The sequence below is a fragment of the Sulfurovum sp. MH2-6 genome (assembly GCF_058374785.1).
In genome coordinates, this window is sequence record NZ_CM178170.1 from 1,256,188 (window position 1) to 1,279,154 (window position 22,967).

At 41.2% G+C, this 22,967-nt stretch carries 25 protein-coding genes and 5 tRNA genes; 5 read left to right on the forward strand and 25 right to left on the reverse strand.

Features of this window, described 5'->3' with window-relative positions; genetic code table 11:
• Positions 1-253: 253 nt before the first annotated feature.
• The 9 genes from acs to AC4JOV_RS06475 all read right to left on the reverse strand — a co-directional run bounded on the left by acs (position 254) and on the right by AC4JOV_RS06475 (position 11,779).
• A complete protein-coding gene (gene acs / locus AC4JOV_RS06435; RefSeq protein WP_229935963.1) occupies positions 254-2,209 on the reverse strand; it encodes an acetate--CoA ligase in 1,956 nt (651 codons plus the stop codon).
• 37 nt (positions 2,210-2,246) lie between these two features.
• On the reverse strand, positions 2,247-2,858 hold the full coding sequence (locus tag AC4JOV_RS06440; RefSeq protein WP_229935962.1) for a 3'-5' exonuclease: 612 nt from the start codon (positions 2,856-2,858) through the stop codon (positions 2,247-2,249).
• A gap of 3 nt (positions 2,859-2,861) precedes the next feature.
• Complete coding sequence (locus AC4JOV_RS06445) at positions 2,862-4,688, reverse strand: putative nucleotidyltransferase substrate binding domain-containing protein (protein ID WP_229935961.1); 1,827 nt, start codon at positions 4,686-4,688, stop codon at positions 2,862-2,864.
• Between the two features lie 48 nt (positions 4,689-4,736).
• A complete protein-coding gene (locus AC4JOV_RS06450) occupies positions 4,737-6,404 on the reverse strand; it encodes a cation acetate symporter (RefSeq protein WP_229935960.1) in 1,668 nt (555 codons plus the stop codon).
• Between the two features lie 11 nt (positions 6,405-6,415).
• Positions 6,416-6,721: a DUF485 domain-containing protein gene (locus AC4JOV_RS06455; RefSeq protein WP_229935959.1), complete on the reverse strand. Its 306-nt coding sequence runs from the start codon at positions 6,719-6,721 to the stop codon at positions 6,416-6,418.
• Between the two features lie 63 nt (positions 6,722-6,784).
• Positions 6,785-8,146: an OprD family outer membrane porin gene (locus AC4JOV_RS06460; RefSeq protein WP_229935958.1), complete on the reverse strand. Its 1,362-nt coding sequence runs from the start codon at positions 8,144-8,146 to the stop codon at positions 6,785-6,787.
• Between the two features lie 314 nt (positions 8,147-8,460).
• The gene (locus AC4JOV_RS06465) at positions 8,461-9,120 is read right to left on the reverse strand and encodes a response regulator transcription factor (RefSeq protein WP_229935957.1); all 660 of its coding nucleotides are present in this window, start codon (positions 9,118-9,120) and stop codon (positions 8,461-8,463) included.
• Positions 9,101-10,717, reverse strand: coding sequence for a sensor histidine kinase (locus AC4JOV_RS06470; RefSeq protein ID WP_229935956.1), 1,617 nt, complete (start codon positions 10,715-10,717; stop codon positions 9,101-9,103). The genes AC4JOV_RS06465 and AC4JOV_RS06470 overlap by 20 nt, the downstream gene beginning before the upstream one ends.
• Positions 10,718-10,732: 15 nt before the next feature.
• Positions 10,733-11,779, reverse strand: coding sequence for a bifunctional 3,4-dihydroxy-2-butanone 4-phosphate synthase/GTP cyclohydrolase II (locus tag AC4JOV_RS06475; RefSeq protein WP_491522205.1), 1,047 nt, complete (start codon positions 11,777-11,779; stop codon positions 10,733-10,735).
• Between the two features lie 193 nt (positions 11,780-11,972).
• Here AC4JOV_RS06475 and AC4JOV_RS06480 point away from each other — a divergent pair.
• From AC4JOV_RS06480 to AC4JOV_RS06490, 3 genes are all read left to right on the forward strand, one after another.
• A tRNA-Gln gene (locus tag AC4JOV_RS06480) sits at positions 11,973-12,047 on the forward strand.
• A 33-nt stretch (positions 12,048-12,080) separates the two neighbouring features.
• A tRNA-Met gene (locus AC4JOV_RS06485) sits at positions 12,081-12,157 on the forward strand.
• 45 nt (positions 12,158-12,202) lie between these two features.
• Positions 12,203-12,279: transfer RNA gene (locus AC4JOV_RS06490), tRNA-Met, on the forward strand.
• Positions 12,280-12,526: 247 nt separating this feature from the next.
• Here AC4JOV_RS06490 and AC4JOV_RS06495 read toward each other — a convergent pair.
• From AC4JOV_RS06495 to AC4JOV_RS06545, 11 genes are all read right to left on the reverse strand, one after another.
• Positions 12,527-12,883, reverse strand: a complete 357-nt coding sequence (locus tag AC4JOV_RS06495) for a hypothetical protein (RefSeq protein WP_229935954.1) — start codon at positions 12,881-12,883, stop codon at positions 12,527-12,529.
• A gap of 145 nt (positions 12,884-13,028) precedes the next feature.
• Positions 13,029-13,442 (reverse strand): hypothetical protein, encoded by a 414-nt coding sequence (locus AC4JOV_RS06500; protein ID WP_229935953.1) that lies wholly within the window; start codon positions 13,440-13,442, stop codon positions 13,029-13,031.
• A complete protein-coding gene (locus AC4JOV_RS06505) occupies positions 13,432-13,848 on the reverse strand; it encodes a transposase (protein WP_229935952.1) in 417 nt (138 codons plus the stop codon). The genes AC4JOV_RS06500 and AC4JOV_RS06505 overlap by 11 nt, the downstream gene beginning before the upstream one ends.
• Positions 13,849-13,994: 146 nt before the next feature.
• Positions 13,995-14,348, reverse strand: a complete 354-nt coding sequence (locus AC4JOV_RS06510) for a hypothetical protein (RefSeq protein WP_229935951.1) — start codon at positions 14,346-14,348, stop codon at positions 13,995-13,997.
• 406 nt (positions 14,349-14,754) lie between these two features.
• The gene (locus AC4JOV_RS06515) at positions 14,755-15,129 is read right to left on the reverse strand and encodes a hemagglutinin repeat-containing protein (RefSeq protein WP_229935950.1); all 375 of its coding nucleotides are present in this window, start codon (positions 15,127-15,129) and stop codon (positions 14,755-14,757) included.
• Positions 15,130-15,253: 124 nt separating this feature from the next.
• Complete coding sequence (locus tag AC4JOV_RS06520; protein WP_229935949.1) at positions 15,254-15,604, reverse strand: hypothetical protein; 351 nt, start codon at positions 15,602-15,604, stop codon at positions 15,254-15,256.
• Positions 15,588-16,661, reverse strand: a complete 1,074-nt coding sequence (locus AC4JOV_RS06525) for a hypothetical protein (RefSeq protein WP_229935948.1) — start codon at positions 16,659-16,661, stop codon at positions 15,588-15,590. Before AC4JOV_RS06525 ends, AC4JOV_RS06520 begins: the two co-directional genes overlap by 17 nt.
• 326 nt (positions 16,662-16,987) lie before the next feature.
• Entirely contained in the window at positions 16,988-17,122 is a 135-nt protein-coding gene (locus AC4JOV_RS06530) for a helix-turn-helix domain-containing protein (RefSeq protein WP_229935947.1), read from the reverse strand.
• A 401-nt stretch (positions 17,123-17,523) separates the two neighbouring features.
• Positions 17,524-17,868, reverse strand: coding sequence for a hypothetical protein (locus AC4JOV_RS06535; protein ID WP_229935946.1), 345 nt, complete (start codon positions 17,866-17,868; stop codon positions 17,524-17,526).
• A gap of 38 nt (positions 17,869-17,906) precedes the next feature.
• Positions 17,907-18,869, reverse strand: coding sequence for an IS30 family transposase (locus tag AC4JOV_RS06540; RefSeq protein WP_229935945.1), 963 nt, complete (start codon positions 18,867-18,869; stop codon positions 17,907-17,909).
• Between the two features lie 40 nt (positions 18,870-18,909).
• Positions 18,910-19,200, reverse strand: a complete 291-nt coding sequence (locus AC4JOV_RS06545) for a hypothetical protein (protein WP_229935944.1) — start codon at positions 19,198-19,200, stop codon at positions 18,910-18,912.
• A 632-nt stretch (positions 19,201-19,832) separates the two neighbouring features.
• Here AC4JOV_RS06545 and AC4JOV_RS06550 point away from each other — a divergent pair.
• Both AC4JOV_RS06550 and AC4JOV_RS06555 read left to right on the forward strand, forming a co-directional pair.
• Positions 19,833-19,907, forward strand: a tRNA-Gln gene (locus AC4JOV_RS06550).
• A gap of 31 nt (positions 19,908-19,938) precedes the next feature.
• Positions 19,939-20,015: transfer RNA gene (locus AC4JOV_RS06555), tRNA-Met, on the forward strand.
• A gap of 285 nt (positions 20,016-20,300) precedes the next feature.
• Here the strand turns inward: AC4JOV_RS06555 and AC4JOV_RS06560 are convergent.
• The 5 genes from AC4JOV_RS06560 to AC4JOV_RS06580 all read right to left on the reverse strand — a co-directional run bounded on the left by AC4JOV_RS06560 (position 20,301) and on the right by AC4JOV_RS06580 (position 22,887).
• The gene (locus AC4JOV_RS06560) at positions 20,301-20,555 is read right to left on the reverse strand and encodes a DUF3862 domain-containing protein (protein WP_229935943.1); all 255 of its coding nucleotides are present in this window, start codon (positions 20,553-20,555) and stop codon (positions 20,301-20,303) included.
• A 54-nt stretch (positions 20,556-20,609) separates the two neighbouring features.
• Positions 20,610-21,197 carry a cytochrome b/b6 domain-containing protein gene (locus AC4JOV_RS06565; RefSeq protein WP_229935942.1) on the reverse strand — a complete coding sequence of 196 codons (588 nt, stop codon included), beginning with the start codon at positions 21,195-21,197 and terminating at the stop codon, positions 20,610-20,612.
• 121 nt (positions 21,198-21,318) lie between these two features.
• Positions 21,319-21,504 (reverse strand): hypothetical protein, encoded by a 186-nt coding sequence (locus AC4JOV_RS06570; protein ID WP_229935941.1) that lies wholly within the window; start codon positions 21,502-21,504, stop codon positions 21,319-21,321.
• A 58-nt stretch (positions 21,505-21,562) separates the two neighbouring features.
• Positions 21,563-22,084, reverse strand: coding sequence for a molybdopterin-dependent oxidoreductase (locus AC4JOV_RS06575; RefSeq protein ID WP_229935940.1), 522 nt, complete (start codon positions 22,082-22,084; stop codon positions 21,563-21,565).
• Positions 22,081-22,887 carry a class I SAM-dependent methyltransferase gene (locus AC4JOV_RS06580; protein ID WP_229935939.1) on the reverse strand — a complete coding sequence of 269 codons (807 nt, stop codon included), beginning with the start codon at positions 22,885-22,887 and terminating at the stop codon, positions 22,081-22,083. Before AC4JOV_RS06580 ends, AC4JOV_RS06575 begins: the two co-directional genes overlap by 4 nt.
• Between the last annotated feature and the right edge of the window lie 80 nt (positions 22,888-22,967).

The following is a 22,967-nucleotide window of genomic DNA, read 5'->3' on the forward strand; positions in this document are numbered from 1 at the left end:
GTGTTAAAGAAAGTGGGATTAAAGCATTGAACTTAGATTTATGGAAATGCCGAGCTCAAGTTTCATTGATCGCGGCTCACTGTGTTCTAACCTGCCTTCAATGGTGCATTTCTGCAGATCACTTCCGGTTCCGAAGCTACAAAGGCAAACTGCACTCTCTGTGAGAAAGCAGTTTGCCTTTGCTTTACACTTCTCATCCTTCGACAGGCTCAGGACGAACGGAGAGAAGTAATCTTGTCGCAAGGGGGCGTTATTACGCTCCCTTTACCATATTTTCGATCTTCTCTACGACTGAAGGATCTTCCAGCGTAGAGATATCCTGAGTGATCTCCTCGCCTTTAGCGATAGAACGGAGGATACGTCTCATGATCTTACCTGAACGTGTCTTCGGCAGACCCGGAGCAAAGACCATATCATCACATACAGCGATATTACCGATCTCTTTTTTGATAATGTTGTTGATCGTTTTTACCTCTTCTACTTCATCTGCGATACCTTCATCGGATTTGAGAACGATATAGGCAAAGATCCCCTCACCTTTGAGCTCGTGCGGCTTACCTACAACTGCTACTTCAGCAACGTTCCAGTGTTTTTTGATCGCTGCTTCTACTTCCGCTGTACCCATACGGTGTCCCGATACGTTGATGACATCATCTGTACGGCCGGTGATCGTGATATACCCGTTCTCCCCGTAAACAGCACCGTCTCCAGTGAAGTAAACTGCTTTACCGTCTTTTTTGACATCACCAAAGTAGGATTTGATAAATCTTTCCGGATCACCCCATACACCACGGATCATACTTGGCCAAGGTTTTGTTACACACATATATCCGCTCTCACCTTCTCCTACCTTCTCGCCTGTTTCAGGATCAAGGATCTCACCAATGATACCTGGTAGTGGAAGTGTTGCACAAGCCGGTTTGATCGGAGTTGCACCAGGAAGCGGAGATACGATATGCCCCCCTGTCTCAGTCTGCCAATAGGTATCTACGATCGCACATTTGCTTTGTCCAACTTGCTCGTAGTACCATTTCCATGCCGGTGGATCGATAGGCTCACCTACTGTTCCGAGTACTTTTAGACTGGAGAGGTCGTATTTAGCCGGCTCATCTTCACCTGTTTTGTGAAGTACACGGATCGCAGTCGGTGCTGTATAGAACTGGTTGATCTTGTACTCTTCCACCATCTGCCATGGACGTCCTGCATCCGGATAAGTGATCACACCCTCAAACATCACTGTTGTCGCACCCATCGCAAGCGGTCCGTATACGATGTAGGTATGTCCTGTGATCCAACCGATATCAGCAGTACACCAGTAAGTATCGTTCTCTTTCACGTCAAATACCCACTCCATCGTCATTTGTGCCCAGAGGATATATCCTGCCTGGTTATGCTGTACCCCTTTTGGTTTACCCGTACTTCCTGAAGTATAAAGAAGGAAAAGCGGATCTTCACTCTCCATCGGCTCTGCTTCACATACGGATGATTTGTCTTTGATCAGTTCATTGTATGAGTAGTCACGACCTGCAACCCACTCAACATCTTCATTGTTACGTTCAACCACAAGTACTTTCTCTACCGGGCTCTCACCTTCAGCAAGCGCTGCATCAACAACAGGTTTAAGCATATACGGTTTAGTCTTTCTGTACGCACCATCTGCAGTGATCACTACTTTTGCTTCCGCATCATCGATACGGTCTCTGAGTGCTTCAGCACTAAATCCGCCAAATACGATCGAGTGGATCGCACCGATTCTTGCACATGCGAGCATCGCGAATGCCGCTTCTGGGATCATCGGCATATAGATAACAACTCTGTCACCTTTTTGAACACCGAAATCCTCTTTAAGAAGGTTTGCAAATCTGTTTACCTGGTAGTAGAGCTCAAGATAAGTGATGATCTGCTTATCTCCTCTGTCCCCTTCGAAGATGATCGCTGCTTTGTTTTTACGCGTCTCGATATGACGGTCGATACATTGATATGCGACATTCATCTTACCGCCATCGAACCATTTTACAAACGGCGCGTTGCTCTCATCAAGTACTTTTGTAAAAGGCTCGAACCAATCGATCTTCTCAGAAGCATATGCACCCCAGAATCCTTCGTAATCCTCGTTAGCCGCATCTACAAGTTCCTTATATTCACACATATTTTTGATTCTTGCATCTTTAGCAAACGCCTTATTTGGTTGATATAGTTCTTCTAACATTTTTACTCCTATTTAATTAATTGAAATGTATTTGTCATTACAGACTTTTAATATTTTTTAATTTTAAGTACATCATGGCTGTCATTACAGCATCATTGAGCGCATTATGCGCCTTTAACCTCGGTAAAGAGAGATCTTTCAGAATAGTATCGAATCTTAGGTCTATATTACCTTGAGGGATCCTCTTTAACTTTTTGTCATAGTAGAGTGCTGAGACCTCTACCTGCCGGTTTGGCAGTGTGATTCCCAGCATCTTCTTCGTATACTTATTGATCATCGCTACATCAAACTCCAGATAGTATCCTGCAAGTTTTCTGTTACCGATATAGTATAGAAATCTCTCTACAGCCTCTTCAACTGTCACTGCACCCTCCAGATCACAGTTACGAATCTTGTGCACGGTGATACTTTTAGCTGAGATATCCCTCTTTTGCTCAATGTAAAGATGGATCGCCTCATCTGTAAGTATTTTGTTCTTTTTTACTTTGACCGCACCGATGGAGATGATCTCATCTCTTTTTGGATCAAGCCCTGTTGTCTCACAGTCAAAGACCACGATCTCATCCTCTCTCGGTTCATCAAACAAAAAAGCAAAACGCTCATCCGTCAGTTTTTTGCGACACCAGCTGCGTTTTAGACCGTCAAACATCATCTATCCTACGATACCCAGATGAAAGTGGTGTACCACGAGCTTTCTGAACATATCTACACTCTTCAGTGCATCTTTCAGAAGATCACGTTCCAGCTTGCTTAACTTCTCAACAGTGATATAGTTATCTACCGTCACCTCTTTATGTGATTTCTCGATCTGAGCATGCAGACGGAATGTATTGAGTACTTCCAGGGCCTCCATCAGCTCTGTAGCACTCTCTTTATCGATAAAGCCTGCATTGTTCAGCTCTTTGATACGCAAAGTGGTATTGGTCGCCTTGATCCCGTATTCGAGTGCCAGTGCCCTGCATCCATGCACAAGTGCGAAAAGTGCACCTTTTTTAATATCGATCTCTCCCATGTGGTCTCTGTCTTTACTGACAAAGCGCGAGAAGAGCCCCAAAGGAGACTCGAATGTCTCGATCGCTCTGGCAAAGTGTGTAAGGATCGAATGATTGCTTGCAATACCCTTCATCAGGTAGGTTTTCACCTCCTCATGCAGTAGAGTGTTTCCCGCGACTGCAACAGAGTCAAAGAGGATCGCCAGATCCATCAACCCCTCATAGTCGGGATGCTCCAAGCATCTCTCTATATCACTTTTATAAGCACTGAGAGATTTTCTCCACTTTTCATTGAGGATCATGACACCGCCATTGCATCGCGGAAAGCCTATCTCATCGAGTACTTCTATGAAACGTTCCGTTACCTCTTGGGCATCTTCCGGTTCAAAGCCCTCTTCAAAGATCAGTGCATTATCCTGATCAGTACGCATGATCTGCTCATTTCGTCCTTCACTGCCGAGAAGGATCAATGCGGATTTCTCGTGCCATGATCGGGGTACCACCAAATCAAAGATTTTTTGGTACATTTTTTTGTTGATCTCAGAGACCAGTTTGACAATATATCGGCTCTTGACTCCTTTGGTATGCAGTGCTTCGATCATCATAGGTACTCTTTTGGCAGATGCGATCACACCCTCCAGGTCATGTGCTTTATCCATCTGAACTGAGATAAGGTATGACTGGTTGGAGAAGTAGCTAAGAAGGTCTGTAAGCTCAACCACACCGGCAAATGTTCCCTGGTTATCCAGGAGAGGCAAATGCTTGATAGAGTGTTCTGTCATCTTGAGCAGGATATTGAAAAGCAGTTCGGTTTTTCCGGCAGTTATGATCGGATAGGTTTGTATCTGGCTGACAAGCTCCAGCTCCTCATCCTCTTTATGCAGGATAAAGTGTCTGAGATCCGCATCTGTGATGATGCCGTATCCTTCCGCATTGTCTACGATCAAACAGGATGATTTTTCCTCTTCCATCCGATGAAGTGCTTCTGTGATATCCATCTGTGATGAGACGCGAGTCCCTTGACGGATGATATTTTCATCTACTCTTGCAACCATGATATCACTCATAAGCGTAAACTCTCTCTTCTCTCTCAGCAGATCGATACGTTCCACAATAGAAGAGAAAAAATAGTGTTTGAATGCTTCATTTCTCTCAGCGATATCTATAAAAGTCTCTTCAGGTATCTCATAACAGATCAGCTCTTCGGTGACCTTGTAGTCGTACTCAGGTGCACGATTTTCCAGAAGCTCTATACCGCCAAAGCTGTCATTGGAGTGGTAGAAATCGATCATCTCATCTTCACTGGCTGCTTCTACGGTACCTTTGATGATAAAGTAAAGCACTTCAGGCTTTTTCGAAGAGGAGATCAGTATCGTATCATTAGGGTAGTATGCTACCTGTGCAGATTTCTCTATACGCTTAAATGATATCTCATCCAGATAACTGAAAGGCGGATGTGATTTAAGGGTTTCTAGTAGTTCTACCACTTCTGTTTACTCCATGATATCTCAAAGCCCGAAGACTTTGAGTCTATTTTAGTGTGCTGATGCACCTTCTGCACCGATACCTGTTTGAGATCTGATATTTTGCGCATCAAATGCTTCCATCTCATCCTGAGCCGTTTGTGACTTATCTGTGATCGAGAAGAACCAGATCGCTGCAAATGCAACGGTCACAGAGAAGAGTGCCGGATATTTATATGGGAATACCGCCTCGGCATTACCAAGGATATCCACCCATACGATCGGTCCGAGAACAACAAGCAGGATCGCCGTAGCAAGTCCAAGGCTACCCCCGATCGCTGCACCTCTTGTCGTCAATCTCTTCCAGAACATTGAAAGGAAGAGTACCGGGAAGTTCGCTGAAGCAGCAATAGCAAATGCCAGACCGACAACGAATGCAATGTTTTGCTTCTCAAATGCGATACCAAGGAAGATAGCCACGATACCAAGGATAATCGTTGCGATCTTAGATACCTTGATCTCTTGCGCTTCTGTTGCATTTTTGTTAAATACATTCGCATAGAGGTCATGTGATACCGCTGAGGCACCCGCAAGTGTCAATCCTGACACAACCGCCAGGATCGTAGCAAATGCCACTGCCGAGATAAATCCTAGGAAGAAGTTCCCGCCTACTGCATGAGACAAGTGGATCGCTGCCATGTTCTTACCGCCGATGATCGGAGAACCGCCTTCGATCGCCTGTTTTGCCACATCAAGGTATTGCGGGTTATTGAGTACCATTACGATCGCACCGAAACCGATGATGAAGGTAAGGATATAGAAATACCCGATAAAGCCTGTTGCAAAAAATACCGACTTTCTAGCCTCTTTTGCATCAGCAACCGTAAAGAATCTCATCAGGATATGAGGAAGACCTGCCGTACCGAACATCAATGCAATACCGAGTGAGATCGCTGAGATTGGATCAGATACCAATCCACCCGGTGCCATGATCGCATCACCTTTCTCATGTACCTCTACCGCTTTTGCAAAAAGTGCCTCTGCGCTGAACCCGAAGTGACTCAATACCGCGATCGCCATAAACGTCGCACCTGAAAGAAGCAGGATCGCTTTAATGATCTGTACCCATGTTGTCGCCAGCATTCCGCCGAATGTTACATAAAGGATCATCAATGCACCGACCAGTACCACCGCATATTCATACGGGAGACCGAAAAGCAACTGGATAAGTTTTCCCGAACCGACCATTTGTGCGATAAGGTAAAGGATCACCGTAGCGATCGAACCGAACGCAGCAAGTGTTCTGATCGGTGTCTGTTTAAGTCTATAGGCTGCTACATCCGCAAAAGTATACTTACCGAGGTTTCTCAGTCTTTCAGATACCAGGAAAAGGATGATAGGCCACCCCACAAGGAAACCGATCGAATAGATCAATCCGTCAAATCCCGCAAGATATACCAATCCTGAAATACCAAGGAATGATGCTGCAGACATATAGTCACCTGCAATTGCCATACCGTTTTGGAAACCTGTGATCCCTCCACCGGCCGTATAGAAGTCTTTTGCTGTTTTTGTTCTTCTTGCTGCCCAGTAGGTGATGCCGAGTGTACCACCCACAAAAAGCAAGAACATAATGATCGCTGAGACATTGAGAGGCTGTTTCTCTACTTCACCCTCTAATGCACCTGCGGCAAATAACCCTGCACTAAGAAGTAGTGCCATCCATAAAATTCTACTCATTACCCTACTCCTTATTTAAGCTCATCTTTTACTTGCTGAGCCAATTCGTCAAACTCTCCGTTTGCTCTTCTTACATAGATCCCGGTAAGGGCAAATGCGATAATGATGATCGCAATACCTACAGGAATACCGACTGTCATTACACCTTCACCTGTTTTTGCACCCAAAATTTCAGGGTTAAATGCAATAATCATAATAAATGCATAGTAGATCACCAGCATGATAACAGAGAGTGTCCAGGCAAATGAACTTCTCTTCGTTACCAACTCCTGATACTTCGGGTTGTTTTTTATCTGTTCCACTTGTTCATGTGTCATTGTTGTTCCTTCAATCTATAAGGTATGGTTGTATCTCAAACCATACTGTAAAAAAACTTATTGTTAAAAGTTATAGTTTACTATAAATCTATATTCATCCCAGTCATATGAAGCGGATGGTGTACCGCCAAACTCATTCGGGAAGTTTCCTCTGAATCTGTACTGAAGATTTTCAGTCGCTTGATAAATGATATCGAAGCCGCTTTCTGTTGACTCGAGACCTGCTGCATAGGTAGCACTTTCACCTACATCAAAGGATGCAAAATATGCTGATGCCTTGACATTCAGGTCACTGAAGTTATAGGTAGCCGCAACTTTATACGTATCAGTATCAGAGAAGAACTGGTGTCTTGTCACCATTCCCTGTGTAAATGCCGGCATTCCACCCCATGGAGTAATGATACCACCATTTTCAGCACCGTCGCTGTCGGCAGTTTGTGAGTATGCAACATATCCGCTCAAGTTACCATACGCAGCACCGAGTTTCGCACCCCAGTAGTTACTGTCCACTTTGCCCGCAAGTGCATCACCTACATCGCTCTGGTTGATATACTGGAGTGAAGCATTCATTTTTACTTCATCATTCAGCATACAGTTCCAGCCAAAGTCTGCCTGGAGGTAAAGGGCATTAAGGATATCATGCGCATAGTAGTCCCATGCCTGAAGGGTTACACCCTCCATACCTTTATAGATCGCTGCTACGGCACTTACTCCTGCAGTATCGTTTCCTGCACCCAACGCGATCTCACCCATATCGGCAAAATCACCGTTTGTACCGAGTTTGTAACCATACCCGTACCCGCTTTGGATAGCAAGAGAGAGTAAGCTTGGTGTAGTTGTAGGATATACGTTACCGAATGTCCCCACACTCTCTCGTGTGATATGCGCTGCGATCAATGTGGTATCTTTGATATCTGTATTGGTTACCACTGCCGCTTCAAAGAGGTTTGGAAGCATTCTCGCATCATCTGCACCGGCAAGCGGTGTATTCAGCTTTTGACGACCGACTTTGATAGTGGTATTCTCATAGACATAGTTTAGGTACGCCTCACCGAGAAACATATAGTTTTTGCAACCATCACCATAAAGTGCCGGATCATAACTTAAACCGCACGCATCCTTTGCATCCTCATTATGAATGTCAAAACCATAGACACCATAAAGCACAGCTGCCGCACTCAACCCGTTGTATTCAGGTGTCTTATATCCTATATATCCACCTGTAGCCAGTGAGTTACGGTTGTTCTCTATAGATCCTGTGTAGGTTCTGTCTATATAGAAAGTACGTGATTGTCCGAACACGGTACCGTAATCTACTTCACTTTCAACAGCGGGTGCTGCTTCTTCAACCGGTGCGATATTCCCACCGGCTACTGCCATACTTGCCGCAACTGCAGCAGCAAGACTCATCTTAATCAATTTCATAATTCTTCCTATTTTGGAACCCTCTGCATGACCTTCAATCGACATAAAGGGTTCGCAAAAGTAAACTATTTTGCAAGAGGGTTTTGGGTTCATCCACTTTGTAGATGTTATGTATGTGAAAGCCATACAAAGGGTTCCTTATTTCTTGCAGTTTTATCATAGAAACTGAACATAGCATTAACATAGCATGAAAATTTTTAAATCAATAAAGCGGACAAAAAAGTCGTAAATGTATAAAATCGTTACATAATTGTCAGGATGATAGAAGCATCTAAAAGAAAATAAAAGAACTACGCTTCTTTAGTTGTGTAAGATCAGTGTTTGGTCAGTTTGTATCCTATCCCCTTGATACTGACGATCAAATCCTCTTTGAGCGCCTGGCGTACTCTATGCATCTCAGCCCTGATGGTCGCTGCATCCACATGGATATCATCCCACACATAGTGCCTGAGCATATCAAAATCCACAACACGCTCCAGATTTGAGGCCAGCAGGCGCATGATCTGCTGATGTTTGGGTTTGAGTTCCTGTTCGACATTATCAAAAAGCAGGCGGTCTTTTTCAAGGTCATAACTGTACATTTTACTCAGTTTGACCATACTTTTTGACTGGATATCGGCCATTTTAAGCAGTCTCTCTATATGTAATGTAAGCTCTTTAAGGTGAAACGGTTTTTTAAGGTAGTCATAGCATCCAAGCTCGTAGGCTTTGGAGATCTGTTCGATCTGGGTAATAGCGGAGATAAAAACCGTAGGGATATGGATCTTCTCTTTTTGAAGTTTTTCAAGCAGACTCAGACCATCGATAGAGGGGGTGTTGATATCAAAGATAAAAAGATCATAAGAGGTTTTATGGATCTGTTCGTAAGCCTCTTCTCCATCTTCAAAGGCATCGACGATATATCCGGTTGTTGTCAGATACTCAACAATGGCATTTTGAAGCATCAGCTCATCTTCAAGTAAGAGTATTCTCATCTTTTTCTCCTCGTTTAAACCGATAACTGAAGACCGTTATCTCTTCATTTGATTCTACATCAATGGATATATCCTCTTTTTGACAGATCTCGCCCACGATCTCGAGTCCGAGACCAAACCCGGACTTGACCTTGTCTTCTCTGTGGAAAGCCTCAAAGATCTTGTGGGTATCCTGGATCATCTTTGAATGGGTGATAAAGCGTATGATGAGATATTTCTCTTTTTCATAGAGCTCGATCTTGATATCCGTACCTCTCTTTGCATATTTTATAGCATTTGAGAGATTATTGTCAATGATACGCTGAAGTTCGAGTTCACTGAACCATATCTTTCCGCAATCATCCAAATGTACTCCTATCCGATGGTCGTTTCCGTGGGCGATCTCCTCAAAAAACGTTGTGCGAGAAAGCAGATATGCCTTGATATCGATCCACTCTTTTTCATAGGCCAGTCTGTCTTTTTTCACCATATAGCTCAGATCTTCATAGATGGTAGAGATCATTTTTGCTGCTGCTTCGATCTTTGTGAGATATCGGTTCTCACCATACTTCATCTTATAGATATCGATATGGGTCATGATCACGGCCAAAGGTGTATTGACCTCGTGGATTGAGTGTTTGATAAAGCTGTCCTGTGCTGCAACCAACTGTTCGTTATACTGCATCTGATCCTGAAGTTTGGCGGTTTTTTGCAGCACCTTCTCTTCCAGAGATACATTGAGCTCCTGGAGTTCCCTGTTTTTTTCATGGATAGCACTCACCATTTCGTTGACATATGCAACCAGTACCTGAAACTCTTTGATCTTGATCTGCCGCTTATCGATCACAATGTTATAGAGTACGGATTTCTGGAAAAAATCCCTAAAGGTAGAGATCTCCTTTTGTATCACACCGTTGATCAATTTGATACCTCCCCATGCGATCCAGAAAAGGATAGCAGAGAGGGTCAGGACCTCCATAACGTATTTGATCAGACGCTCTTTCATCTTCTCTTTTTTCTCACTGATCATCGCATCGATCTCATCGAGATAGACTCCGGTTCCGACCAGCCAGTTCCATGGTCTATAGGCTGCACCGTAAGAGACCTTGGGTGAGAGTTTGGCACTTGCAGGGTTGACCCAGACATACTCGACATACCCGCCGCCGCTTTTGGCCTTCCCGATCAACTCTTTGAGGACATATTTACCATCAATATCCTGAAGGTCTATCATATTTTTGCCGCGGTTATGAGGTTTGATGGGATCAGAGATATTCGTACCCTCCAGCGTATAGATGAAGATATAACTGCTACCGCTTTTGCGATCAAAGAGGTGCTCTATGGAATTTATGACATGCTCTTTGAGCTGATCACTGTTCACTTGCCCTATCATTGAGCTATAGGAGTAGTTGATATACTCTATGACTCTTTCGGTATCTTCTTTGGCTTTGGTTTTCTGCGAGTCGAGATAGGTATTGCGAAGGTGTATCGACTCTTGTTCGAACTCCCGGTACTCTTCAAATATCACGAGGAAAGTAAAAAGCAGTGCGAAGAGGAAAAGTACAATGATCCCTAAAAAGTTGATAGAGTGGAGACTTAGGTTACTTAAAAGTTTTTTCATTGTACCGATAGAAAGCTATGAGATGACGATCTTCTCTGCTACATCGAGTCCAAATCCGGCCAGGCCGACAAACTCGGTATCCTTATGTGTCGTAAGCAGGTTGATATTTTTGATACCAAGGTCTTTCAGTATCTGTGCCCCTACTCCAAACTCTTTTGCCTGTTCATGAGAGATCACTTTGCTATCAAGGAAGATCAGTACTCCTCCGTTCTTTTTGAGATAGTCGATGGCATTGCCAAGTGTTTGGTAACGTCTGTCATCAAGTACCAGGTCGATATCCTGTCCGATATTATGGAACTTCACATTGGCCGTTTCATGTGACTTGTAGAACTGGATCACGGTATGTGTACGCTTCAAATGGTCGCTGTAGGTGATCTTCTCTACCTTCACCCCTCTAAGCGTAGACTCTTCTTCTTTTACACGCTTGACCAGTTTCTCATTTGCCAGACGATACTCTACGATATCCGAGATATAGACGATCGGCATCTTATGTTTTTCCGAAAAAACTTCCAGGTCATCCATACGCGCCATCGTACCGTCATCCTTGATGATCTCGCAGATCACTGCCGCGGGTACAAGTCCTGCCAGTTTACAAAGATCTACGGAACCCTCCGTATGTCCGGTTCTGACTAGTGTTCCCCCGTCTTTAGCGATCAAAGGGAAGATATGCCCCGGACGTACAAAGTCCTCTGAGACCGTAAGCGGGTTGGCCAGTTTGCTGATACAGTCATCTCTCTCGGCAGCAGAGATACCTGTCGATGCAGTCGCTGAATCTATAGAGATGGTAAATGCTGTTTCATGTGCTGATACGTTTTTGTCCACCATCGGTACGAGATCAAGTTTGGCCGCGATCTCTTTGGTAACTGGTGCACAGATTAGTCCTCTGGCCTCTTTGGCCATGAAGTTTACAAGCTCCGGTGTCGAAAAAGTAGCAGCATAGACAAGGTCACCCTCATTTTCTCTATCCTCGTCATCCATCATAATGACCATTTTACCGCTTTTGATCTCTTTGATCGCTCTCTCTACTCTTGCTATCGCTTCAACTGGCATTGCATCTCCCATTTGTTTATAGATTCTATATAGTGTTATTAACTAAGTAGGGGTATTATACCTTTTCCTACTTCATCTATCAACTCGAAAAAAAGGAAATTTTAAAAAAATTTAAAGAATTCCCCCAAAACCCCTTGACAACATCGTTCGTTTGGGCTATAATGCCGTCCACATAAGCAACAGAGCCTTATGAGAAACACTTTGTTGGGGTATCGCCAAGCGGTAAGGCCTCGGTTTTTGGTACCGATATTCGGGGGTTCGAATCCCTCTACCCCATCCACTTTAGGATTGTAAGATCCTGATTTTTAACTGTCGCGGGATAGAGCAGCTTGGTAGCTCGTCGGGCTCATAACCCGAAGGTCGTTGGTTCAAATCCTTCTCCCGCAACCAATCTTCAATATATAATGTTTAATCACTTTATATACATTTAACTGTCGCGGAATAGAGCAGCTTGGTAGCTCGTCGGGCTCATAACCCGAAGGTCATTGGTTCAAATCCTTTTTCCGCAACCAATTTTATCCCATAAAACTCGATGTTTCAAAATATTTCAACAAAATTGCAATTTTTTAGTGTCACCATGCAGGTCACTACCATTTTCGAACGGATTGAATGACCTTCGAATTTTCAAATGTTCACCTTTGATAAATCGTGCATCATTCTCAAATATCATCTTAGAGTTAGTATGTCCAACGATCTGAGTGATCTCCAATACACTCAGCTCTCCAGACTTCAACATAGCCGTTATAAACGTATGCCAATTTAAAGCGGTGGAAATGCAGGTGGCATCTCTAACTCTAAAGCTTCTAAATATTCAAATATTTCATCTAATTTATCTTCATATTCTTTTATATTTAGTTCAGGATATCGGCTTCTTCGATACAATAAAAAGTCAATTCGATCGAGTATCAATTCTTTTACTTTCTCATATTTTGCACGATCAACGAGTTTAGTCAATGTCAAGTATTCAAAAATCCAATCTGCACCGACATCGGGAAACTCTTTTTTACCCTCCAGTACAGGTACGATCAATGCTGCATATAAGTTCTCTAAAGATCTATATTTGTTAAAAAATTTCTCTCGTTCCCATCGTCCCCGATGGGAATGCATACTGACCATATATCATCACCAAAACCTCTCAATCTTAACAAGTCCATCCATCCCCTCATAATCTCTCTGGCACTGTATCTTCCCCAAATTTTTAATGCTTCATTATATCTTATTTGATAAAAATAGCATTAGCATCACCTGACCCCTTTACTGTTTACCCTTTACCCTTATTTAGATACGCTTTGACCTCCTGTCTGGTCGTATCGAAGGCTTGTGTGACCCTTGTCTGTACATCCAGTTCTTTTTGAACTTCTGCTGCATCGAAGTTGTTGACCAGTGCACCGCTGTCGGCTTCAATTGTATCGGTCGAGGTATCGATATGTACCTGTGCGATGATCTCTTCGGTGCCTGTACCCGTAGCCTTTTGAGCTTTCTGGTCGGTGACCTTGATATTGGAGGTATTGATCGCTGACTTGGTTATAGATGTCTGGCTCTCGCCCTCACTTCCGTAACCTACTGATTTGTTTGCACTTGAGCTATCAGGGTTATAATATTTACTGTCCTGGGCATCGCCATTGTTATAGCTTACCCCTCCGCTTATACCGATACTGTCACCTTCATAATGCAAGAATTAAGGGGTCTATCATTGTTTGTATCAGTTTGGGTTGACTGCCTTCCTGCCATATTTGATAAGTTGTAGTTGTTTTATGTGCTTTTTTATAGAATGCAAGTTGGTCTAGGATCGTTGTAACACTTTCTTTTTGAAGCAGTTTCAATATCTCTTTGGCTGTAAAGGATTTGAAGTGTCTCATACTTTTAGCGATATCTTCACTACTTGCCACCAAATGGATATGGTTTTCAAGTATCACATAGGCATAGAGTTTCAGATTTTCTTCTCTTTGTAGATGTTTTAGACTATCAAGGACGATATCTACACTGTCCTGACGTGTAAATATCGGAAGCCAGTTTAGTATCGTGCAAGTAAAAAAGTGCGGATGTGTAGATTCATAGATTTTATAACGACTTCTTCCCATCAGATATTGTAGCGACTTTATACTTGCTGGTTTATTGACGGTTTGATATGCATTCCCATCGGGACGATGGGAACGAGAGAACTGATCTCTTGAGTGGTGATTTCATTATACAAGCGAGTTAAGGTGGCGACTGACCCCTTTTCTTCTTATTCTTCTTTTAGTTGGGGTAAATCCTTAAAATATGTTCCATTTAAATATTTCTTTCCACAAGCTTGATACAATACATTATCTTCCAATTCATCTTTTAACTGATAAAACTCTTTTAAGCCCCATTCAAAAGCATTTTTATTTTCAAATTGTTTACAGAACCATTCACCCAAGATCCTATCTTCTTCATTCCTCATAATCTTTAATGAAAAATTATGCAAACTACAATATGATCTTTTTAAAGAGCCTATTTCCAAATCTTCATTAAATTTATAATAAATGCAATAATTACAGGTTAAACCTATTGCACCATGTCCATAAGAGTAACTAAATATATCTCTAATTACCTTCATTTGAAAACTCCTTAACCTCATAGTTCTTAATTTCTGTATTGGTTATAGCCTGAGTTGCTTGACCTTTACCATAATTTAGTTTATCGGGATTACTTGGGCCAAAATATACTGCAAACGGTTCAGGATTCGTTCCTGTATTCCAATTTTCTTTGGGAAAAGGGGTCAGGAAAAGGGGTCAGGTGATGCTAATGCTATTTTTGTTCGCTCCCATGTTGTACGTGGGAGTGTATATCCCATGTTATTTGATCTTAGAATCTGCATTCCTACTTTTAGAGTGGGAACGAAGAAAGTTTCTACTATTTAATTTTTGGGTATCTGCACTCATACCGTGAGTATCACCACATACAAATATTCTACCGCTCATATCTTTCCTTTCGCCACATAAGGGATTGTATCATCTTGAGTTTTAATGATATGTGTCATTTACAAGAACAAATGTAAATTTTATAATAGGTTCAATAGCATTACTTCTAGAGTGAATAATGTTTATATCCTGATGTGTCATGTAAAGGTTTACTGATGCATTTTCCCTCTCTCCCAAGACCTGTCCACCCTTGATCGTGATTGTATCACCGGTTTGTACCAGCGTAGTACCGGAGAGTGTCCCTACATGAGAGTTGGTATAGGTCGTGCTTTGGCCATCCGTATTGCCTTTGCCTGCATGTGCACCTAACGTGACACCAGGGCCATTCTGATCTAAAACGGCACCGACATTCCATCCGCTTGATTTATCGGTGGAGGTAGGTTTGAGTGAGAAGAAAGGAGTATGGCGGTGGCTCATGGGATGGCTGCTCCTTTCTTTTGAGTTGTGTTATTTATCTTTGGTTGTTTTTGGTGGGATGATTATATAGCATTAGCATCACCTGACACCTCTATCCCATCGTCCTCGATGAGATAGAGTTATATCAGGAGATATGAAACAAGTCTAGATATTGATCCAAAAGTTTAAGATTTTGTTCTACCGCTTCAGTAGTACTATTCTTACTAAAACGTTCACCTTCATTAAATCCAAATAAAGTGTGTGGACTAACAAAACATGGTCCAATGCCTAAAAAAACCATTGCAAAACAATTCCTCGTATCTAAAGGTATTGAATATCTAATAATTTGTTTTCTATCAATTAAAAAATCAACTGTATAATTATCCTTATTGACAGTTCTAATTATAAAACTACACAATCTATTTTGCTTTTTATAATATTGTTCAATACATTCTATCAATTCAAATGAACTGGATTCATCATTTTTTAATTGCACGATATATATCTCCTTCTTTGTTTAAAGAATAACCTTGTGATTTTAAGTAATCGTATTCCATTCTAGTAAATTTACCTTCAGGTATATCTGTTGGATTTACAGTAAATATAAATTCCTTCCCTTCATTTATCTGATTGTCTAGGAATTGTTTATTGATTTCCCACATATTATCATAATCATATTTTGAAACAGCATCATCCCAAGAGCTACCTGGCAATTCAAAATAAGTTGCGTCCATAGAATCAGCAATTTTTTCATAAGATTGATCGCTATCAGGTATATATTTACCCAAAACTACCGTATCCGCATCAGGATTATGAGTTGCATCATTTGCTAATTTTTCAATATCTGAAATTATAGCCCCTCCTGAACCATCACCGTCTACATACTTTGCATCAATATTTACTCCATCCTCAACAGCATTATTCAAACCTTTTTTAAGTGCTTTAGTTCCTTCAACTGCCCCTGGCATAAGAACAGAAGCTGTTATACTTGCAGCTTCACCATAGTGTTGAGCTGCACTTACATCATCGTTTAGAAGAGTATCAAGATCTCCTTTGGCTTTAAGCTCTGCTATTTGCATACCCACATCTTGAAGCCCATCAATAGGATTCATTGCAAAATCCAATAGCCCTTCACCCACTGCTCCTATTGTACCAAATGGATCCTTTTCAAATGTATATGCCAACTGGGTAAACGGATTGAAGGCACCCTCTCCATAATCAAGTATGGACGCATCATTTGAACCATCGGATAGGTTCAGGTATTGAACATAAAAGTCCTTATTTTCATAAAACCCTTGTAAGTTTGCATAACGATTTTCATACTCGTAAGAATCAGGGCTGAAACCATGAGTCAAATAAGTACCTGTCGGACTGTTAGGATCATTATATTCCAGTGTTGATGTATCTGTGTAGTTTTGTTGGATAAAATCTCTTGCATCATCATAATCAAAGTTATCATCTACTCCCAGAGCATCATAGTAACTCTTGTCTACTAGCGAGGCACCGCCTCTCTCTCGTTCCCATCGTCCCCGATGGGAATGCATACTGACCATATATCATCACCAAAACCTCTCAATCTTAACAAGTCCATCCATCCCCTCATAATCTCTGGCACTGTATCTTCCCCAAATTTTTAATGCTTCATTATATCTTATTTGATAAAAATAGCATTAGCATCACCTGACCCCTTTACCCATTGTAAACCTTATATCGCCTATACCAACATGTTCTACTATATCATAGTGCAATATCTCATCTAAACTAATCATTTGTCTCCTTTTTAATATTAAATATTAGTTTACCTTTAGAGGTAGTTTCTCCGGTATCTTGAAGAAAAGGAAGAAAAGAAGAAAAGGGGTCAGGTGATGCTAATGCTATTTTACCTTGTCCTTTTTATGATTCTCTGGACTGTTGCCTGATTTAATCCTAATACTTTAGCGATCATATGCTGAGAATATCCTTCCCGGTATGCTTGGAGAATAAGAGTGTTTCTCTCTTTCTTCTTCGTTCCCATCGTCCCCGATGGGAATCTCTATAGGTTTTTGAAATCTCATGAGAGTTTGACATAGTGATATTCCCCTTTTTGAACTAGAATTATGATACAGAAAAAAGATAAAAAGTCATAGGAGTCGGAAGAATCTGCTGTGAGTGTATGTAGCGCTTCTCATCTACCATTATTAAGTAGGAGACGAGGAAAGAGTGGAGATGTCTTTTACTTTTCTACCATCTAGCGATGGATTTCACCGTTACTGTTTGCCTGAGTTTTGTATACACTCCCATCGGGGACGAATGGGAGCGAGGTAAAAAATTATAGTATAACACTCCATTATTTTGCTCCTGTAACTTCCGTTGAGACTACCCCCCCTTAATCTGAGTATGGGTTAGTATCGAGGACGATTGGAACCAATGAACCTCTTATTCTTTACTTGCTATAAAATCCGTTAAAAATAATTTCAATCCTTCTAGTTCATCTAGACTATGACCTGAAATGGTATGAAATACATTGGATGGTCTGCTATGTATTTGTATCTCGTCACACATTTTAATCAATGACTCAATCTCTTCTCTGCTTGCATTACGCAAAATCTCTAATTGTTCTTTTTCATCCAAAATATCATCAAGTGAAATTTTATCAATGATATTTTTTGCATAATTAAATTTTTTATCATAAGTCCAAAAATAAAGAACCAAAGCATCCAAGCGCGCCCTTTTTTTATTACCCAACATTACTTTAACCTTTTTACCCACATTTAAATTCATAGTGCAATTTCGCCTCTAAAAATTCTATCTAAAACCTCCTATGAAACTTTCAAATTTTCATGAAATACCTCATAAGGAGTTCTCCAACCTAGAGATTTTCTAGGTCTATGATTGAGTCTATTTTCAATTCTTCTGATCTCTTTTTGGGTCAGATGTTCAAAGCTGCTACCTTTAGGGATATATTGCCTGATCAATCCATTGATATTTTCATTCAATCCTCTCTCCCAAGAACTGTAAGGATGACAGAAGTAGTAGTCACACTTTAGTTTTTTAGAGATGGTTCTATGCCCGGCAAACTCCAATCCATTATCCGTAGTGATCGTATGCACCTTTTTCTTGAAAGGAGCAAGTAATCGAACCATCTCATTAGCCACAACATGTGACCTTTTGTTTACGGGCAAAGAGAGTTTTAGATACATTGATTTTCTATCTACAATAGTGACAATAGCTCCTTGTCTTCCTTTACCTATAATGGTATCTGCTTCAAAGTCTCCTACCCTTACTTTATCATCAACAAGGGAGGGTCTCTCTTCTATGGAAACCCTCTCTTTGATACGGTTCTTCCGTGATTGTCCATACTTCTTCCGTCTTCTGCCTTGTTGTCTCAGGTGGGTATGCAGTGTACCATTACCTAGCTTATCTACATGAATATATGTGTAGATAGTTACATAGCTGACAGAGATACTATGCTTCATCTCCAATGTGGCTGCAATCTGCTCTGGGGAGAACTCTTTTTTGAGGTATTTTTTGATCAGTTCTTTTGTCTCTTTTGTTAGCTTTAGATTCGCTTTTTTTGACTTCTCTATCTGTACTTCTGTTGCTCTGTTATGTGAAGCTATCACCCAGTACTCTTTCCCTATTTTCCCTCTACCTCTTTTTAACTCTCTTGATATGGTTGAGGGATGTACTCCAACAATTTTAGCAATCTCTTTTTGTGTCTTTGTATTTCTATAAGCATTAATCAGGTATCTTTCCTTCAGGGTTAGATGTTTATACGACATTTTACTTCCTTTATCTTTGGTCGGATTTGGAAGTTTGATTTTAGCATCTAACCTCTTCAAATCTCAAAATTACAAAAAATTGCACTTTGGATTTAAATTCGGGATCTGTATTCTTATAAATTAAATTGTGAATAATAAGATTTTTACTACAGTCTTTAAAGGCCAACACATAGTTTGATAAATCATTAACAATTACTTCACACTCATCTGATGAAACAGGGAACAAGGCATGATTAATTTTTGATAATAGTATAAAATAGCATTTTTCATCAACCCAGTATATTGCAAAAACGTTATGGTACTCATCATTTTCCTTAAAAAAAACTATCATTTTTAATTTTCCTTTATGCTTATACCTGGTTGTATAGGATTTGGCTCAGGAGAGTCAAATTTAATATCATATACTTTTCCAGTATCTTTTGTTCGCTCCCACGTTGTACGTGGGAGTGTATATCTCATGTTATATGATCTTAGAATCTGCGTTCCTACTTTTAGAGTGGGAACGCAGAAAAGTTTTTACTATTTAATTTTTGGGTATCTGCACTCATACCGTGAGTATCACCACATACAAATATTCTACCGCTCATATCTTTCCTTTCGCCACATAAGGGATTGTATCATCTTGAGTTTTAATGATATGTGTCATTTACAAGAACAAATGTAAATTTTATAATAGGTTCAATAGCATTACTTCTAGAGTGAATAATGTTTATATCCTGATGTGTCATGTAAAGGTTTACTGATGCATTTTCCCTCTCTCCCATCTAGCGATGGATTTTAACGTTACTGTTTGCCTGACTTCCGTATGCACTCCCATCGGGGACGAATGGGAGCGAGGTAAAAATAAATCCATTAAAAATCTAGATCAATATTGTTTTTATTAGCAATTTTATTGACAATCTCTTTCATTTAAGCTATAATGCCGTCCACATAAGCAATAGCGCCTTATGGGAAACAACTTGTTGGGGTATCGCCAAGCGGTAAGGCCTCGGTTTTTGGTACCGATATTCGGGGGTTCGAATCCCTCTACCCCATCCACTTTAGGATATAAATCTTAACTTTTTACTGTCGCGGGATAGAGCAGCTTGGTAGCTCGTCGGGCTCATAACCCGAAGGTCGTTGGTTCAAATCCTTCTCCCGCAACCAATTTACTCCATTTAACAAATAGATCGATACTTTTTTCATTTTCTTCCCCTACCCTAGGAAGTCTAATACAATTAGAACAAAAACATACCAATGAGAGTACATAACCGTTCATACCCTTCTTCAGGCATTCATCAGAAAACACTACCCTGTTATAGATTAAGTGTAAAATTTCAACAGGAGAATGGTATTAGCGGGAGAAAATATATAAAAAAGATAGAAGAGCAGCGACGTGAGGCAAGAAAAAGAGCTCTGAAGAGATAATAGGTTTAAAAGTGCCAGAGGGTCTTATTTAAGACCGTCGGCAATTGAAATCGTCACTTCATTCGATATAAACGTGATAGAAATTTTGGCTTCACCATCTTTCCATGTACAGTTACTGATCCCAAGTGTTTCAGAACACCCTTCAGGTTCGCCTAGAAGCGTAACAACCTCTTCGTATGTCATACCGCTCTTAATTTTATTGTAATTTTCTTTCGTCACTTTGCTGCATCCATTTAATAATAGGAGTAAGGCAGCGATGATGATGTACCGTTTTTTCAAGTCATTCCTTTTTCGATTCATTTGGAAGATTATAGCAAAAGTTAAAGAAATCACTTATGAAGATACTTTTCCGCCATTGATCATCTCAGAGATGATCCCTTTTTCATCCCGGTTTTCTGCGATCACCACACCGATGATATGCAATGGGACAAAGATCAGTATCGCATTGTAGACCAGTTCGTGAATCTCTTTGATCGTATGGGCTCCCTCTTTTGTAAGGCCGAGTGTTTCATAGAAATGGATCATCAATCCGCTGACCGCCATAAAGAGAAGAATCGCATAGATCACAAGGTACCCTACCTTGACCATCTTTTTGTGGAGGTTTTCCTCTTTGAGATTTTGATAGTTCTGTTTTCCGCTCTCAGTAAAGAAAAGAAATATCCTCCAGAGAAGTAATGCGGCAAATGCATATCCAAGGAGTATATGCCACTCCCACATCGGTGCACGGATAGCTTTCGCAACTGCTGTTGCCTGATCTGCTGTAATCTCCAGGTTGATCTCAGAGAGTTTTTGAGTCAAAAGTTCACTGTTCGTTCTCCAGCTTAAAAATGTTTTTCTCAGGAACACAGTCCCTAGTAACCCTAAAACAACTGCGGCATGTACCCAATGCCATACTCTAAAATCTAGACGCCATTTCTTCATCTCTTCTTCCTCCATCTATTATATTTATAGATAATTATATCTATTAAATTTAAATAACTATATAAAACTTCTAACCTTTTACCGGTTGTCACTACGGCACACTATTCCCCCCTCTTTAAGCTTACTGCTCAATCAAGATACACTCCCGCGCAACAACAACCATTTTACCCTTTATCATCGCCTCTTTGACATATGCTGATTTGTGATACTTCTCAACACCTCCCGGTCTTGGACACAGATAATCGACCCATCCATGATTTCTGCTTTTGGCAACCTCAATAACTTTTTGACATAACAGTGAGGCCATCCATAGCCTCCTTAGATAAATTTACTTTGAAGTATTGAGGTTGCAGGAGAATACGCTTTCACTGATCACTTTTTATAATGATCTTTTCAAGCCACTTGACATCTCTTGGCCCGTTTTTCTTATCGTTCAGGCTGATCAGAGCAAAATCACCCTCCGTTTTGTCCAAGGGTTTGCCATCCTTTTCATAATAGACGACAATTTTTTCTCCTATCGCTGTATTGTAGATCTCGTGATAGGAGAAGAGCGCCTTGTATCCATCACGTGCCTGAGCAATCACATAGATTGTATTCATCTCTTTTTGATGCTCTATTTTGATCTTTGCAAGGTCCAGGATATCTTTGAGCAGTACACCGCTAAAAGATGTTGGCTCTGCTTTGGTCTCACCGCTCATGCAGACAACTGCACTTTTTTTAGAGTGAAATTGCGGCAATTGCCTGATCTTCTCTCTATCAAGTATCACATTCTGAAGTACCTTTCCTTCAACCCTAAGCTGTTTGGTAACAAACCGCTCAGTATCGTTGAACGGTGGTTTTGCAAATATCAATGTCGTGAGCAGTGCGATATATAAGATGGATTTCATTGATTGACCTCCCATGAGATCAGTGCCCACTCAGTCACACTTTGATCCTGTTTGGCATGATAAACGTTCTGAAAATAACGCTTCAGTTCTTCCTCTTCAGAGGCGCTAAGTTCTCCGAGGCTCCATTGTACCTTCCTGACAAAACCTTCACTCTCCCTGCTTTTGAATTTGTTGTTTTTAACCCGGATAAAGTCAACTTTGGCATAGATACCCATCTGATGAAGGGTATTGACCAGATAGATATAGTCCGGTCTAGGTATGACCTTACGTTGTATCTGCTCCAATATCTCCTCATCGACGAAACTTCCGCCGACCTTGAAGGTAAGATAGACCTTCTGTTTTGCTTTTGATGCCATCTTTTTCAATGCCTTTTCGATATCCTTGACCTCCAGGGACCTGGAGGCGATCACGATATCAGCTTCGGGAATATCACTCCACTCCTCCTCCCATGAACGATGGAAAGGGACAATGTTCTTCACGCCTTCGCTTTCGCACTCCTCTTCAAGCGTCTTTAGCATTCCCGTGGAGTAATCCAGGGCGAAAACATGCTCCAGCCTTTTTGCCAGTGGGAGAGAGAGGCTCCCCGGACCGCAGCCGATATCGAGCAGTGTCTCAGCATCAGTTAGATCGATTCTCTCCACCAATGCGTCTATATAGTCACTCTCTCTCACCGATTCGAGATAATTTTTTGATTTTTCATCCCAATCTGCTACGCTTTTCCCCTGAAATGTCGAGTTTGCCATTTGCCGGCTGTAGAGCGTGGGGAAATCCACCTCTGAAAGATTTGTTTTCTCTATTCCCATAATATTCCTCTTATCATATTTTTAACTCAATTTCACACATACGTCATCCTCGGGCTTCGACCCGGGGATCCATAAACCCA